General features: G+C 35.6%; 15 protein-coding genes and 1 tRNA gene. 4 read left to right on the forward strand and 12 right to left on the reverse strand.

What is annotated here, in order from left to right:
* Positions 1 to 144: 144 nt before the first annotated feature.
* The 7 genes from D7I45_RS00215 to yycF all read right to left on the reverse strand — a co-directional run bounded on the left by D7I45_RS00215 (position 145) and on the right by yycF (position 8061).
* Entirely contained in the window at positions 145 to 951 is an 807-nt protein-coding gene (locus D7I45_RS00215) for a sulfite exporter TauE/SafE family protein (RefSeq protein WP_120783793.1), read from the reverse strand.
* A 240-nt stretch (positions 952 to 1191) separates the two neighbouring features.
* Complete coding sequence (locus D7I45_RS00220; protein WP_120783794.1) at positions 1192 to 2415, reverse strand: S1C family serine protease; 1224 nt, start codon at positions 2413 to 2415, stop codon at positions 1192 to 1194.
* 58 nt (positions 2416 to 2473) lie between these two features.
* Positions 2474 to 3286, reverse strand: coding sequence for an MBL fold metallo-hydrolase (locus D7I45_RS00225; protein ID WP_120783795.1), 813 nt, complete (start codon positions 3284 to 3286; stop codon positions 2474 to 2476).
* A gap of 14 nt (positions 3287 to 3300) precedes the next feature.
* Positions 3301 to 4140, reverse strand: a complete 840-nt coding sequence (locus tag D7I45_RS00230; RefSeq protein ID WP_120783796.1) for a two-component system regulatory protein YycI — start codon at positions 4138 to 4140, stop codon at positions 3301 to 3303.
* A gap of 20 nt (positions 4141 to 4160) precedes the next feature.
* Complete coding sequence (locus D7I45_RS00235; RefSeq protein WP_120783797.1) at positions 4161 to 5456, reverse strand: YycH family regulatory protein; 1296 nt, start codon at positions 5454 to 5456, stop codon at positions 4161 to 4163.
* Entirely contained in the window at positions 5446 to 7311 is a 1866-nt protein-coding gene (gene walK, locus D7I45_RS00240) for a cell wall metabolism sensor histidine kinase WalK (protein WP_120783798.1), read from the reverse strand. The genes D7I45_RS00235 and walK overlap by 11 nt, the downstream gene beginning before the upstream one ends.
* A gap of 36 nt (positions 7312 to 7347) precedes the next feature.
* Positions 7348 to 8061 carry a response regulator YycF gene (yycF, locus tag D7I45_RS00245; RefSeq protein ID WP_120783799.1) on the reverse strand — a complete coding sequence of 238 codons (714 nt, stop codon included), beginning with the start codon at positions 8059 to 8061 and terminating at the stop codon, positions 7348 to 7350.
* Positions 8062 to 8431: 370 nt separating this feature from the next.
* On the opposite strand from yycF, the gene D7I45_RS00250 reads away from it, so the two are divergent.
* Positions 8432 to 8504 (forward strand) — tRNA-Lys (locus D7I45_RS00250).
* A gap of 120 nt (positions 8505 to 8624) precedes the next feature.
* A complete protein-coding gene (locus D7I45_RS00255; protein WP_120783800.1) occupies positions 8625 to 9041 on the forward strand; it encodes a flavodoxin family protein in 417 nt (138 codons plus the stop codon).
* 41 nt (positions 9042 to 9082) lie between these two features.
* Here the strand turns inward: D7I45_RS00255 and D7I45_RS00260 are convergent, their stop codons facing one another.
* From D7I45_RS00260 to D7I45_RS00280, 5 genes are all read right to left on the reverse strand, one after another.
* Complete coding sequence (locus D7I45_RS00260) at positions 9083 to 9262, reverse strand: hypothetical protein (RefSeq protein WP_120783801.1); 180 nt, start codon at positions 9260 to 9262, stop codon at positions 9083 to 9085.
* A 207-nt stretch (positions 9263 to 9469) separates the two neighbouring features.
* Positions 9470 to 10675 (reverse strand): Ltp family lipoprotein, encoded by a 1206-nt coding sequence (locus D7I45_RS00265; RefSeq protein WP_162924045.1) that lies wholly within the window; start codon positions 10673 to 10675, stop codon positions 9470 to 9472.
* 115 nt (positions 10676 to 10790) lie between these two features.
* Positions 10791 to 11447 (reverse strand): YdhK family protein, encoded by a 657-nt coding sequence (locus tag D7I45_RS00270; protein WP_242446895.1) that lies wholly within the window; start codon positions 11445 to 11447, stop codon positions 10791 to 10793.
* A 155-nt stretch (positions 11448 to 11602) separates the two neighbouring features.
* On the reverse strand, positions 11603 to 12757 hold the full coding sequence (locus D7I45_RS00275) for a cation:proton antiporter (RefSeq protein WP_120783803.1): 1155 nt from the start codon (positions 12755 to 12757) through the stop codon (positions 11603 to 11605).
* Positions 12758 to 12894: 137 nt separating this feature from the next.
* Positions 12895 to 13605, reverse strand: coding sequence for a B3/B4 domain-containing protein (locus D7I45_RS00280; protein WP_120783804.1), 711 nt, complete (start codon positions 13603 to 13605; stop codon positions 12895 to 12897).
* 487 nt (positions 13606 to 14092) lie between these two features.
* Between D7I45_RS00280 and nrdD the strand changes: the two genes are divergently transcribed.
* Positions 14093 to 16267 carry an anaerobic ribonucleoside-triphosphate reductase gene (nrdD, locus tag D7I45_RS00285; RefSeq protein ID WP_120783805.1) on the forward strand — a complete coding sequence of 725 codons (2175 nt, stop codon included), beginning with the start codon at positions 14093 to 14095 and terminating at the stop codon, positions 16265 to 16267.
* Positions 16227 to 16808, forward strand: a complete 582-nt coding sequence (gene nrdG, locus D7I45_RS00290; protein ID WP_120783806.1) for an anaerobic ribonucleoside-triphosphate reductase activating protein — start codon at positions 16227 to 16229, stop codon at positions 16806 to 16808. Before nrdD ends, nrdG begins: the two co-directional genes overlap by 41 nt.
* Position 16809 lies beyond the last annotated feature (1 nt).

A 16809-nucleotide genomic window follows, 5' to 3' on the forward strand; every position in this document is an offset into this window, starting at 1 on the left:
TACTAAATCCTAAAATAGTGATAACATTTCTCCCCTTATGTAAAATTAAAATGTCTTTTTTTATTTTAACATTTTTATAAAATCGTCCAAATAAAAAAGACACCTGCGAATCATCGCAGATGTCTAAGAGGGTATTCTTAAATTTTAAAAGAAGTAGAATAAGTGAATTCCGTAAGCAGAAACAAATTGTGTATAAGCTAAGTATAAAGCTAAGATACCAGTAACAATCTTAATTAATTTAACTGGTAATACACGAACCATCTTAGGACCTACGTAACCACCAATTAAGAAACCAATGCCTAGAGGAATAGCTAATGCCCAGTAAATATGAGTATTACCGTGTTGACCATACTTGAATGAATATAGGATGGTACCGATAACGTTAGCTGAACCCATAGCAACATTTCTTATAGCATTGTAAACAGGGAAAGGATCTTTACTAGTTCTGGATAATACAGCTAATAAAATAACACCAGCAGCTGCACCAAAGTAACTTCCGTAAATACCAATTATGAAGAATAATACAATCATTCCCATATCAGCAAGCATCTTTGTCTTACCGATTTTATCATCGATGTCTACTTTTGGCACTTCCTTCTTTTCTTTACTTGGAAGTAAAATACCAATACCAGCAGCAGCAATAAATACAGGAACTGCATATTCAAAATCTTTTGAAGGTAGGTAAGTTAATAGAATAACTCCGACGATACCACCAAAGAAGATGATAGTCATAACCTTGAATAATTCCTTCCAGTGACCATCTAGTTCACGTTTGGAAGAAAGTCCTGAACTAACTACGTTAAATAGTAGTGCAGAAGTGTTAGTGATATTTGCTGAGATAGGGTTTAAAGCACCCCAATATAATAATGCTGGGTATGAAGCAAGTGAAGCTAATCCAGTAACAGTACTTAAGATACCGGCAACGATACCTACTGGAATGAATAATAGCATTGTCCATACACTAAATCCAAAAATAGTGATAATGAAAAACTCCTTTACTTTTAAATCTGTTTTTTCTTAGATTTCGTTATATTTATTTTATACAACTATTCAGAATGAAAAGCAACCCCCTAAAATCGCTTACATTTCGTCAACCGCCGTAATGACACCGTTTTCATAGGGAAAATTTTTTCAAAAAATTTTTAAAAAATAAACAACTCGCACATTTATGAACGGGCTGTTTATTTTCTTTTAGTCAGTTATTTTTAATTGACTAGTGTTTTCTGATAGTTTGATATGACCAGTCTTTAGTTGACCATTACGGTAGTATTTAACGCTAATAGTAGATCCTACTTTTTGGCTGTATAAAATACCTTTAATTTCGTCTTGGCTAGAAATCTTCTTACCAGCTAGGCCTACGATAACGTCGTATTTCTTCAATCCGGCGTTAGCTGCAGGTGCACCAGGAGTAGTCTTGTAAACCACTACCCCATTTTGTACTGAAGAAGGTAATTTCAAGACAGATTTTTGTTGACTAACCGCAATGTTAGCTAGGTCTAAGTATTGAATACCTAGAGCTGGACGTTCGATTTTTCCGTTTTTAACTAATTGGTTAATAATTCTTGTAACTTCATTACTTGGAATAGCAAAACCGATACCTTCCACGTTAGTTCCTTGGCCATCAGAAGCCAATTTCATGGAGTTAATACCAATTACTTGGCCGGCTAAGTTAATTAGTGGACCTCCTGAGTTACCAGGGTTAATAGCAGTATCAGTTTGAATTACAGTGGCAGTGTTTCCAGTAGATTGACCGTTAGAACCAGTCAAAGGTACTTCACGTTTCTTAGCGGAAATAATTCCTTGTGTTAGTGAAGAAGCGTAAGCAGAACCTAGTGGTGAACCAATAGCTAGAGAAGTTTCTCCTACTTTAATATTGTCAGAATCACCAAAGGATGCCACTGATTTAATGGATCCGCCGTTAATCTTTAAAACAGCTAAGTCGGTTACGGCATCTCTACCTACCAATTTAGCTTCCAATTGACGACCGTTACTTAAAAGAATTTGTAGAGCAGAAGCCCCTGCTACCACGTGGTTGTTAGTAACGACGTATGCAGCGTCGCCACTCTTCTTGTAAATAACTCCGGAACCTTCACTGTTAGCTTCCAGTTTACCGGAACTTTGTTTACCTAATAAAGCATCAAATGGATTAGAGCTACTAGTATTGCTCTTTAGGTTAATGACAGAAACGACAGAATCTTTAACGGTGTTATATGCCTTTTCAGATTGTGATTCTACATTAACTTTTAAATTAGAGGTACTAGCGGTGCCACCTAAATTAGAGCCACCTGGTACGGCAACGTTAATGCCGGAATCTTGGAACCAAGTAATACCGCCGTAAGCCACGGCACCACCTAGTAGTCCAGCTACTAAAGCAGTTACACCTACTTTAAGTATAAAAAGATTACTTTTTTTCATAAGGTCTTCCCCCTACTAAATTAATTATTAACCATTATAACCAATATTTGAAAAAAAGCTAAAGTTTAAACAATTTCGAAGCTTTTTCTACATCGGTATCTAATAAATCAAAATCAGTCCCGACCGCAAAATCATGTTCTTCGAGCATAGAAGCTACGGTTAGATGGGCTAGTTCTTTTACATTATTGTGATGACTACGGTGACCGATAAAGACTTTTTCCGTGTTGTTACCAATACATTCAATTAATGAATTGGCACCTTCTTCGTTGGATAAATGTCCTTCGTCACTTAAAATACGTTGTTTTAGTGGCCATGGATATTCCCCACTACGTAGCATTTCCACGTCATGGTTACATTCCAATACATAAGCATTAGCATTTCTAATAATGCCTAAAATATGATCAGAAAGATATCCGGTATCAGTCACTACCACAAAGCTTTTGCCGTTGTGGTGGAAATTATAAAATTGCGCTTGGGCGGCATCATGAGAAACCGCAAAGCTTTCAATATCAATGTCGCCAAAACTCATAGTCATATTAGCGGGAAAGATATTTTTTTGCGCTAACGGTACTTCACCGATAGTTTCATGCATCGCATCCCAAGTCTTTTGGTTCGCATAAACGTTAATTTTAGGATAACGGCGTGCTAGCACTCCGACTCCCTTACTATGATCAGTATGTTCATGGCTAACCAATAACATATCGACATCTTTCATACTGCGATTAATCGAGGTCATTAAACGTTCAATACGCACGCCACTTAATCCAGCATCTAACAAAATGTGGTGTTGGTTCGTTTCGATATAAGTACAGTTTCCCCCACTACCACTGGATAAAACACTAATCTTCATATCATCCGAATCGTTGTGCATGTTACTCCTCATTTCTAATTGTTGTTCGCACTATTATCAGCAGAATCTTTAGCGGATCCACTGCCACTCAAAATAGCTCCATTAAAGGCATTAATTCGTTTAATAGTTAAATCGGATGAATCATCAGATTTATAACCAATTAACCAAGTAGGAATTAATACCACATTGTTTTTAATGGATAGTAATTGAGTGTAATACAATTTAACCCATTTAACCTTAGAGTTATCAGGAATTTCGTTGTATTGATATAACCAAACTAGCGCTTTAGCGGGTGAAATAATATCTGATTTTTCACGTAGGATACTTACGTCGTTCATATAACTTTGGGTGTAACCCACTAACAAGTGGTCACTGTTGATATAGAACGTAATTTGACCGTGATGGGCACCATATAGATTTCCTTCATCGGTAGTTTGTACGTACACTACACTATCTTTGGTAGATAAATCAGAACTATATTCATATTCATCCCCATGCGCAATAAAAGTTTTCTTCTTCATTAACTTATCTAAAATAGATTCATAGTCACTGGAGTATAAACCAATGGGACGTTTAAAAGTACTACGTAAAGTATTGTTAGCATAAGTAGTCTTTTGATTACGCAATTGTGACTTATCATTTTGCAAAGTATTGTCGTAAACGGCAGATAAATAATAACCAGTCTGATTTTTAGTAGATAACTTAGGTTCTACGTTAATTTGATCATTAGGTAGTTCCTTGATAATTTCCGCGTCGCTACCTTTGCTATTGTTTTCAGTTTGCAAATTAGAGTTTTGATGAAACAAAGAGAACAAAAAGATATCAATAATCACGAAAATGGCTAAAAAGATAATTTGAATTTTTTTAAAGTCCATAAGTTTTCCTCCCTACTCCATCAGGCATGTTTTAATAGCATTTGGTTATAATTCATAAATTTACCGTTATAGTTTACAAACCAAGTAGGTTCTAACGTGATTAAAATATCGGAAGACTTAGTGTTAGTCCATTGATATCCTAATTCGATATCACGAATTTTGTTGGTTTGATAACCGCGCGCTTTAAGTTTATTAATTACTTGGTCAGTATTTTCCAACTTCACATCCGGTCTACCAGTAGGTACCGGGATTTGTAGATTATTGAGTGAGAAATTGTATTTTAATGAAGTATTATCTACTAACTTCATTTGTACAGCACCATAAGAGGTTTGATCAAAGATAGGAAAACCTTCCACGTAGTTTCTGTAAACTACCATAGAATTCTTGTTGCTGTAGTCGAAATAACGAATATTAGCTAGACTTTCACTAGACATAATATTGGAAATGTTTTTGTATGAGTTAGATAAAAATTGGGTCATGTTGGTGGAAATAGCACCTGGATGACTGTCATAGTAATTTACTTCACCATCGTTATTAAAGGAAATTTGACGAGAATTTTCATCATTATAAACGGTGGAATTTCTGTGACGTTTAACACTAATATCTTGAGTATCAGATAATAAACGAGTTACATAATAATTTTGTGAAGTTTTATTGATTAAATAACCATACTGAGGCATCTTAAAGCCCTTATTAAAGTTGATAAAAGGCACCCCACTAAGCATTTTCACGCTAGCAGGTAAACGACGAACGTTTTTATTAATAACGCCTTCGATACCGTCAGTATTAGTGTCTTTTACATGAATGCGATAAATCTTGTAGTTTTTATCTCCTAATACATAAATATTATTATCATCGTTAAATGGAATTACGATGCGGTTAATAGTTACGTTAGGTAATTTATCAAATGCTGAATTTACAAAGTCACTAACGATTTTTAAGTTAATTTCGCTAGGATAATTTAACATAATGGAATTATGCATACGTAAAACACGCATGTAGGCATTTTTATCTCCACTGTGTTGTTGTTTGAATTGCGCATCTTTGTATCCATGCATTTGTTGACCAATAGCAGTAATCAAGTTAACAGATTCGTTAGTTAACATGTATTGCTTACCACTTTCTTTGGTTTCTAGCACTTGGGTAGGTGCATAAACGGAAGAAATAGGTTTAGTATCCACTTGCGTTGTAGGATTAGATTCACCTTGCGTTCTTTGATAATGAGCAGGATTAGTCCAAATGGATGATGACAACCAGATACTAATTAAAACTGCAATCGCAAGTAAGGAAGGTAAAATGTAATACTTAATCTTCATCCCATAAGTCCTCCTCTATTGGTTCGTATGGTAGAGAAATGTAGAAAGTAGATCCACGGTTTTCGGTACTTTCTACCCAAATTCTGCCACCCAATGCTTGAATAACTTCTTTAGAAATAGCTAAACCTAAACCAGTACCACCTTGGGCACGAGAACGGGCTTTATCTACACGATAGAAACGATCGAAAATGTGTGGAATAGAACTTCTAGGAATTCCTAATCCTTGGTCTCTAACACTTAAAATAACGTTGTTTTTAGTCTTGTATAGTGAACAAACGATAACTCCCCCATCAGGAGAATACTTAATCGCATTATTCATTAAATTATCAATAACTTGAGTGAAACGGTCAGTATCTACTTCTACCCATAAATCAGACTTAGTAAAGTGACGTTCAATACGATAGTCTTTGTCCGGTTTATTAGGGTTAGCTTCGGTAGTGCCGTCAGAATTAATAATCATATCGAAACGATCCAAGATGTAATTGAATAGTTCTTTGATATTTACTAATTCTTTATCAATCTTTTGTGTACCGGAATCCATACGAGATAAGGTTAATAGATCATTAATCATTCTAATCATACGGTCGGTTTCATCTTGTGTAACTTTTAAGAACTTAGGTGCAATGGTTTCATCTTTCCAAGCACCATCTTGTAGAGCTTCGATGTAAGAATGCACACTGGTTAATGGAGTTCTTAATTCATGAGAAACGTTAGATACGAATTGTTTACGATCATTATCAATCTTTTGTTGTTCAGTAACATCATGTAGCACACAAACTAGACCAGAAACGAAGCCAGAATCACGTTGAATTAATGAGAAATGAGCATGCAAAATCAAATCATGGTCTTCGTCAGAACGGTCCACGATAGTTTCATCAGGGTTTTCCATTAAGTCACGTAAACTGTATTCTTTTCTAATGTCTAAAATATCTAGAATAGAAGTTCCGATAGCTTCTTTTTCATCAATATCTAGGAAACTACCAGCTTCATCATTCATGATGATGACATATCCACGACGGTCTGTGGCAATAACTCCGTCGGTCATGTTGGTCAAAACGGAATCTAGTCGTTGTCGTTCGGATTCAGTGGATTCTTGTGATTCTTCCACTTTTACTGATAAATTATTTACCGCGTTAGCTAGTTGGCCTAATTCATCACGTCCATATACGTGAACTTGTCCAGAATAATCTCCACGGGCAATTTGTAAGGTTTGTTTCTTCATTTCGTCGATAGGCTTAGTAATGGCCTTAGAAATAACGATAGAAATCAATACCCCTGCCAAGATAGCAATTACGGCAGCAATAACATATATAATAGTGATTTGATTAATTTCACTATATACCGGGTTCAAATTAGCATGTATGTAAATAACCCCCACTAGTTCGTTATTGTCACTACGTACTAATGGCGTAATAACAGTATAGTAACGGGAATTATCTTTGGAATCAGTAGTAATGGAACTAGATGAACGGCGGTTAAGAATAGCGTTCTTAATATCAGCACGGAAGTTCTTTTGGCCGACTGAGTTTTGATCTCCCACTTCGTTGGTTCCACGAATGGTGTTTTTAGCATCTACTACTTGAATTTCGGTGTAGTTATTACTATCAATATTAGAAAGTAAAGATTTAATGCGAATATTAGCTTTACTGGAGTTAGATGCAGAAAGTTCATTGGTTAAAGTGGTATTAACATAAGTAGGTACTTGGACCTGCTTTTTAAATGAAGCCACGTTTTTGTTTTCCAATTGGTTAACGAAAACGGCACCCACAATTTCCAAGGTAACTAATAAAATTAGCACTAAAACTAACGCGATTTTAAAATGAATCGATTGGAAATACTTAATCTTGCTATTCACCGTCAAATGCTCCTTAGTCCATAATTGTTATTATGTTTATTCTTGTTCAGAATTACGTAGGTAGTACCCTACCCCACGTCTAGTAACTAACCACATTGGGTGGCTAGGGTTATCTTCGATCTTTTCTCTTAAACGACGTACGGTAACGTCCACAGTTCTAACATCACCAAAGTAGTCATAACCCCAAACAGTTTGTAATAAGTGTTCACGAGTCATAACTTGGCCGATGTGTTGAGCTAGATAATGTAGTAATTCGAATTCACGGTGAGTTAATTCAATATTTTCCCCGCTCTTAGTAACTGTGTAAGCATCTGGATGAATTACTAAATCACCGATAGCGATGTCTTTGCTTTCACTATCTGCAGAATTTTGGCTATTTTCGTTGCTGTTTTGACGACGTAAGTTAGCCTTTACACGTGCTACTAATTCACGGTTAGAAAATGGTTTAGTAACGTAGTCATCAGCACCTAGTTCTAGACCCAATACTTTGTCTAATTCAGAGTCTTTAGCAGTTACCATAATGATAGGCATATCGTGAGTCTTTCTTACTTCACGAGCTACTTCTAGACCGTCTACTTTAGGTAACATTAAATCTAGAATAATTAGGTTAGGATTTTCTTCTTCTACTTTTTGTAGAGCTTCTTCTCCATCGTAAGCTACAACTACTTCGTAGCCTTCTTTTTCTAGGTTAAATTTTTCAATATCTGTAATCGGTTTTTCGTCATCTACTACTAAAATTTTTGCCATAATATATTCATTCTCCTTAGAAGGAATTATTGTTTTGCTTTATTAAATTAGCGGACTGTCAGTACTCTGCGGCACTGATCAATTTAAATTTTATATACTTCCACTAATTACTTTCTATTATAACACGCATGCAGGTTCCTTTTCTAAATGTTAGCCATCTGCAATAAAGTTGAAAAATTTGCAATTCATATATTTTTCTAAATTTAGGGGTTGTCAAAATAATGCCCTACATGCTATTATAAATATTGTTGATTTGAGGCAACGCAATGAACGGTTATTAGTTATCTAATAATTTTAAAAAAGTTCTTGCATTTACTTCTTCAACATGGTAATATAATATTTGTTGGTTGTTAATCAACAAATTTGATAATATGGGCAGTTAGCTCAGCTGGCAGAGCAACGGACTCTTAATCCGTGGGTCCAGGGTTCGAACCCCTGACTGCCCATCATATATAAAAGACATCGCTTAGGCGATGTCTTTTTTTGTATCTTTAAACTAACCTCTTGCCTTAAAGTTAACTCCAACGTCTACAATATACATAAACTTAAGATAAGGAGTGTTTTTAATGACTACACTATTTATTAATTGCAGCAAGGACAAGAACGGCCTAACTAGCGACTTAGTTTCTAGAGTCACTACCGATGAATACCGTACAGTTAATTTAGTGGATTACTTAATTTACCCACTAGGACAAGAAAACCGTGAAAATGATCAATTCGACGAAGTTTTATCACAAGTACAATCCGCAGATACTATTATTATTGGAACTCCCGTATATTGGTCATCTATGACCGCCTACATGAAGATATTAATTGATAGAATGACTACCGTACTTCATGATGGAAATCCATTTAACGGAAAAGATTTCTACTTAATAGTAGATGGTTTCATGCCCGAAGATGCCATCCCTCACATCAAACATGTATGGGATCATGTCGCTAAAAAATATGGCATGAACTTCAAAGATACTATTACTAACTAAATAAAAAAATTCACCTCGCTAGTTAACCTAACGAGGTGTTTTTATTTAATGATTCCATATACTGACATCAAGATAACTATAGAAGAAACTATTTTAATGACAGCTGACCATGTATTAGATAATAAGCCATTTCCCCAAATAGCAAATAATTCAAGAGCCACACCTAAAATCAACATTATAAGTGAGAATACTGTTTTTTTATCCATCATCTTCATACGCATATTCCTTTAATCCTTATTTCCATATTTAAGGTATAAAACCATAAATATAGCTAACCAACTACACTATCATCCAATCCCCTTGGACCATATTTCACCTGTATTATAACCCTAATTAAAGTGGTGAAAATAAAAATCTGAAAAATTTTTATAAAATCATATAAAAAACAGCGACTACTATGTATTTACATAGCAACCGCTGCTTTATTTTTAACTATTTAAATTTTGTGCTGCATAGGCAGCTTCGTTAGGAGTAAATTTATCTCCGGCAGAAGATGATAATTGCTCTTGAATGCTAGCTTTAGACATATGCATGTAAGATTGGTATTTTTGAGCAGTTTGTAATGCATTTTGTTTCCAATCTACATCGGTAATATGATTAATTGCATAATTGGCCGCATCTTTAGCAAAGCCTTCTCCGTAAGAAGAAGTTAATTGATCATAAACGCCTTGCTTAGATAAATTCATTTGACTAGCGTAGTTTTGGCCTTTTTCTAAAGCATTTTGATATTCCATGGGTACGTTATTATCACCATCATCGGTGGAATCATTATTTATATCATTATCGGATGAAGTAGCATCCCCATTACTATCCGAATTATTTATCGATGAATTATCATTATTGGAATTTTCTTTTCCATTAATTAATTTATCGTAGCCATCTTGGGTGTAGAAATTAACTTCATCAGTACCCTGATTTTGGCCTTTCTTGTTAGCCATAATATCTACATAATTGGAATTTTGGTCTTTTAGAGTAAGGGTAATGCGATATTGTGTATCGCTAATTTTATCTATGGAACTTTGTCCTGCGTCCGCATCCGTGGAAATATTAGCATTTTTATCAGTTTGGTAAACGTAACTGATTTTTCCATTATTATCCACGATGCCGTTACCATTAGTAGAAGAAATTTGTTTTAAATAAGTTTGTTTTTTAGGTTGTGACTGAGATTTAGCCTGCAATTTAGGTTGGGATTTCTTTTGCGCCGTAGTTGCAGGTTTAGCGCTATTAGCATGTTTATTAGCATTAGCATCAATCACCGTAGCAGAGCATAAAAATACTAAAAAGGCAATTAAAGATGCGACAGTTAGCCATAAATAACCTACATAAATTTGTTTAGTTTTTACATAACGATAAATGAAGGCCAGCACAGCTACCACCAACACTAAAAATAGGATGATACCGGCATAGCCAAAGAACATTTCAAATGACCCCGCCGTATTATTCGTATTAAACGGAATCATGATGGATCTAATTATAAATAATCCTACTGATACAGCTAAATTTATTAAAAATAAATCTCGATATCTATAAGTACGTCCTCTAAACTTAGGCTCTATATTTTCTGCATAAGTTATGGAAAGCGTCACTAACGTTAAAATAGACACCAAAAATAAGGTTGTAATCAGTTTTCCCATAGAAATAAATCTCTCCTCAAAAAAATATATAGCCATGGTATGGTACCATTATCAGCCCTATTTTCTCAACATAAAAAGAGGCCACTTTTATAAGTGACCTCTTTTTTAATATTGATTATTTTCTAGCTTTTAATTCGCTTTGTGTTAACCATTTATGGTTTTTAATTACCATATGAGTCTTAGTATCAGTAAAGTTAACTACGTATGCGGGGCCCTTATGAACCTTAACGATTTTACCTTTGGCACCTTTCATACCATACATATGATTAGCTAAAACAGTTACTTTCTTACCTGCTTTTAACTTGCCCTTGGCTTTTAGTTCTTTAGAAACTACCCATTTGTGATCTTTAACAGTCTTCTTACCGTTAGTAGGTTTGAAGGTAATTTCATATAAGTTAGTTTTGTATACACCAGCTACTTTAGCTTTAGCGTTGTACATACCCTTCATATGTTTAGCCTTTAAGGTAACTTTTTGGCCTACACGGAATTTAGTATGTTTAGCTTTCTTTAAGCCCTTAGGTAGTTTAGATTTCATGTTCATTTCTAAACCATCCATCTTCATACCCATCATCATGGAAGATTTGTGGTGCATCTTCTTAGATGATTTCTTGCTCATGTGCATAGCATGCTTTTTAGGCATCTTCTTAGATGACATAGCTTCATGGCTCATGTGCATGTCCTTCATAGAATCAGCATTCGCAGCTACTCCAGATAGCATGGATAGTGATAATCCAGCAATGGAAAGTGTAGCTAGTAGGTTCTTCTTATTCATTTTTTGGCACCCCTTGAAATATTTTACACGACTTAATCGTGTTGATAAGAATATATCAAAACGAGTTTCATTTGTCTGTTATTTGGCTCACTAATTTTACTTATTGTATAGATAAATATAATAAAAAAGCAGTCACATCATATGATATGACCACCTTAAATATTTTTTCGTCTTTTTATAGAAATAATAGGTCGCAAAATTAATGGTGCCACAATGGTAGTAATTACGATGGCAGCAATAATAGTAGAGTAATAATTTTCGGATATTAAATGACTCTTCAATCCCATTTCAGCAATGATTAAACCGACTTCTCCTCTACTAATCATCCCCGCACCTACTTCCGCAGCAGATACGTGATCAAAGCCAAACATTCGCGAACCTTCGTAAGCACCTAAGAACTTAGTAATAATGGCTAATAATGACAGATCAATAAATAACCACACGTTATTCATGATGCCGCTAAGTTGCATATTTAGCCCTACATTCACAAAGAAAATAGGTACAAATAACAACATTCCGAAGTTTTCTACCTGTACCGTTACTTGTTTACGATACTCGGTTTGACTCACGATAATTCCCGCAAAGAAGGCACCGGTGATGGCACTTAATTGCACATCTTCGGCAATTCCCGACATTAATAAGCAAAATAATAGTGCAAATAACGATACATAGGATTGCCAGTTTTTCCAAATGTGAATGGGAAATTTTTTAACTACATAATATAGTCCCCAAATTAATAGGAAGAATAAAACTTGTAGACCGACGATCATAGGCAAACTAAGTTGTGGACCATCATCGCTTACGCCAAAAATCGTAACTACGGCACTTAATAGCAAGACTGACAAAATATCATCTGCTACCGCAGCACCTAGAATAGTTACTCCCGCGTCAGTATTTAACGCGTGCATTTCCTTTAAAACTGCGACGGAAATCGATACTGAAGTCGCCGCAAAGATAACGCCGATAAATAAACTTTCTAACGTAGATAACGCGTGAAAACGTCCCAACGCATAGATGCTAATTACCGGAAGTGCGATCCCTAATACCGCCACTACGATACTAGGTTTAAAGTACTTCTTTAATAAATTTAAATCACTTTCGAGCCCGGCAAGAAACATCAAAACGATGACCCCTAATTCGGCAAACGTAGCAATCATGCTACTAGGTTTTACCCAATTTAATACCGCCGGACCCAAAAGAAATCCGCCCACTAATTGGCCCACGACGGCGGGCATTTGTAGACGTTCAAATGCTTCGCCCATTAACCAAGCTACTAATAAAATTAATACTAAAACTAATAGGTAGTTCACATAATCCTTCTTTCTTTTTTAACCCCTACGATTAATTATCATAATTATAACTTATTTAGATATTTTAGATATGAAAATTATACTGATTATCCGAAAATAAAAAGCCCTAGTTAAAACTAGGACCAATTTTTAGCTTATTAAAGTTCCACACTGGAATTATTAGCATCTAAATGATAAATAGTACCATCCACGTTTAAGTATTCATGTAAGTCATTTTTTAGTGCTTCCATGGCTTCGTTAATGGCTGTTTTTTGGTCATCATCCATAGCTTCCATTACCATAATGGCGTTTTTGGTATCATTGGTTAACATAGTACGTTGACCATCACGCCAGTTTAGACAACGGCAAACTGCACCTTGGTTATCATAATAAATAACTTCACCCGGTAAAGCAGGTTCATTTTCATCGTCACCTAGTGGGAAGAAATCTTCGCCACCTTCAGCAACACCTAGATGTAAATCACCATCAATAGTATCTAAATCTTCACCACCACATGGTACTCCGTAGTTTAATGAAGCTGCGTTGTATAAGTCCACTAATGGATTAATGCTGCCGATTCCTTTACCTTGATCTACTCGTTTCAATAAAGCTTCAATGGATGCACGTGCACCTTTTTTCTTCTTAAATTGACGGTAGATTTCACGCCATTTATCTACTACTTCGTTTTTTCTAAATACTTCGTTGGTTAAAAATTTATGTGCATTATCTTGGGATTCATCTAATAATTTTTCTACTTGTGCTTGCGCATCAGCAGATAAATTATTATCCACATCACGTAATACCATTACGTTAATTTGTGCATCCCCAAATACATCAAATAAACTTTTATCAACTGCGAATTTAACCATCAAAACACTCCTATAAATAAATATGTTTAACATAATACCATCTGCTTATATATTTTTGAATAGGTAGTGGAAAAATCTTAATTTATCCGCCATTTATTAAAAGTGATAGATCTTTAGTATATAATTATTGGTATTTTTATCACTTCATAATTACTTAATAAAAAACTAAATATTTAGCCAAAAGAACTTTTTAAATAAAGTTCTTTTTTATTTTCGTTCATGTTTTACTTATTAATCGTTAGTAAATCAACGTTTCTGGCACTATTTACACGTTTATATTTTGAACATTTTTTTATAAATATTAATAATTGTTCAGTTTTAAATCCCTTAATCGCTCATTTCTACGCTTTCTGAGAAAATTAAATTATTTTAATCATTCAGTACGCACTATTTCAATTTACATTCAAGGATGTTATTCCACTATATATGCGTGTTAGCATTAATACAGATACCACCGGTGGTATATTTCAAAGTGAGGACTGATGATATGTTAAATAATATTTTTGACCATTTGACAGTAATTAAAAACACGGGTGACCGGACACCGTTTTACAAATACAAGTTGGATTACATTTTTAATCGACTAGGTTTGTCCGAAGAAACCATCCAACATTTTTATACTCATTTGAATCAATTAACTAAAGATCAAACTGAAATCGAAGCTAGTCATATTCATGATTTTATAGTCCAATTTCTTGAAGAACATGACTTAGAAGATCAAAAGCAACAATACTTAAAAGCTCAACAAGACGATATTAATCGTTTTAAAAAAGCTACTGACGTTAAAAGCAGTATCGAAAAATTGTTTAACCGCAATGACCGAGTAGTTCACGAAAACGCTAATAAAGATAGTAATGTTTTCAATACACAACGTGACCTAGAAGCCGGAGCTGCCAGTCGTGCCATTGGTTTACAAATGCTACCTCCATTAGTAGCTAAGGCACACTTGCGTGGTGACATTCACTGGCACGATTTGGATTACTCCCCTGCCACTCCTGAAACTAACTGCTGTTTAGTAGATTTTGCTGAAATGCTAAACAATGGTTTCAAGATTGGTAACGCGGAAGTTAAATCCCCTCGTTCCATTCAAACCGCTACTGCCCAAGTTTCTCAAATCATCGCTAACGTAGCTTCCTTACAATACGGTGGTTTATCCTTTGACCGTGCTGATCAAGTTTTAGCACCTTTCGCTAAAATCAACTACGAAAAGCACCTAAAGACTGCTGAACAATGGGTAGCTGCAGACAAGCGTGAAGATTTCGCCAAAGACCGTACTAAACAAGATATCTTTGACGCTATGCAATCACTAGAATACGAAATTAATACTTTGTATTCATCCCAAGGTCAAACTCCTTTCACTACCGTAAGTTTTGGTTTAGGTACTAGCTGGATTGAAAAAGAAATTCAAAAAGATATTCTAAAAATCCGTATTAAAGGTTTAGGTAAAGAACGTCGTACCGCTATTTTCCCTAAGCTTATCTATGTACTAAAGAAAGGCTTAAATCTAAAGCCTAACGACCCTAACTACGATGTTAAGGAATTAGCCGTCGATTGTGCTACTAAGCGTATGTATCCTGATATTTTAATGTACGACAAGCTTTGTGAAATCACTGGTGACTTCAAGGCACCTATGGGTTGTCGTTCCTTCTTACCTAAGTGGACTGACGAAAATGGTAAAGCCGTTAACGCCGGTCGTATGAACTTAGGGGTAGTTACTGTAAACTTACCTAGAATTGCTCTTCTAGCTCACGGTGACATGGATTTATTCTGGAGCATTTTTGCTGAAAAATTAAACATCGTTCACCAAGCTATGGCATACCGTATCGAAAGAACTAAGGAAGCTAAGCCGGACAACGCACCTCTTCTATATGAATACGGTGCCTTCGGTAAGCGTCTAAAGTCTACCGATAGCGTAGATGAATTATTCAGAAACGAACGTGCTACCGTTTCACTAGGTTACATCGGTCTATACGAAGTCGGCACTGAATTCTTCGGACCTGATTGGGAATCCAATCCTAAAGCCCACGACTTCACCGTAAGCATTGTAGCGGAACTAAACCGTCTATGTCGTGTATGGAGTAAAGAAAGTGGTTACCACTACAGTCTATACTCCACTCCTGCCGAATCCTTAACTGATACTTTCGCGCAAGACGATATTAGAAAATTCGGTAAGGTTAAAGACATCACCGATAAAGAATACTACACCAACAGTTTCCATTATGACGTTAGAAAGCGTCCAAACCCATTTGAAAAATTAAGTTTTGAAGAAGCTTACCCTCACTACGCTTCTGCAGGATTCATTCATTACTGTGAATACCCTAACTTAAAACAAAATCCTAAGGCACTAGAAGCCGTTTGGGACTGGGCATACGATCACGTCGGTTACCTAGGTACCAACACTTCCATTGATAAGTGCTACAAATGTGGTTTCAAAGGTGAATTCGAAGCTACTGCTCGTGGCTTTAAGTGCCCACAATGCGGTAACCACGATCCTAAATATTGTGATGTGGTTAAGAGAACTTGCGGTTACCTAGGTAATCCTCAAGCTCGTCCTATGGTCCACGGTCGTCACGTAGAAATTTCATCCCGTAAAAAGAATATGTCGAAAGGAATGGTAAACGATGTCGCACATGAAGAGACAGCCAAACAATCCAAAGCCTAAAGAATGGCTTGCTAAAGACTTAAGCCAACAATATATTGCTGACTATAAGCCCTTTAACTTCGTTGATGGAGAAGGTATTCGTTGCAGTATTTATGTTAGTGGTTGCAAGTTCTTATGCCCTGGCTGCTACAATGTGGCATCACAAAATTTCCATTACGGACAACCTTACTCACAAGACTTAGAAGATCAAATCATCGAAGACATGAAAAAAGATTATGTACAAGGTTTAACCCTTCTTGGGGGTGAACCTTTCTTAAATACGCAAGTTTGTCTTCGTTTATGCAAACGCGTGCGTAAAGAATTCGGCCACACTAAAGACATTTGGTCCTGGTCCGGATACACTTACGACGAACTACTAAAAGATTCATATGACAAGTTAAAATTGCTTTCTATGATTGATATTTTAGTAGACGGTCGTTTTATGGAAGATCAAAAAGATTTAACTTTGCAATTCCGCGGTAGTGCTAACCAACGAATCATCGATGTTCCTAAATCACTACAAGAAAACCGAGTAGTAATCTGGGATAAATTAGTACACTAGG

The sequence above is a fragment of the Apilactobacillus bombintestini genome, from assembly GCF_003627035.1.
GTDB lineage: Bacteria > Bacillota > Bacilli > Lactobacillales > Lactobacillaceae > Apilactobacillus > Apilactobacillus bombintestini.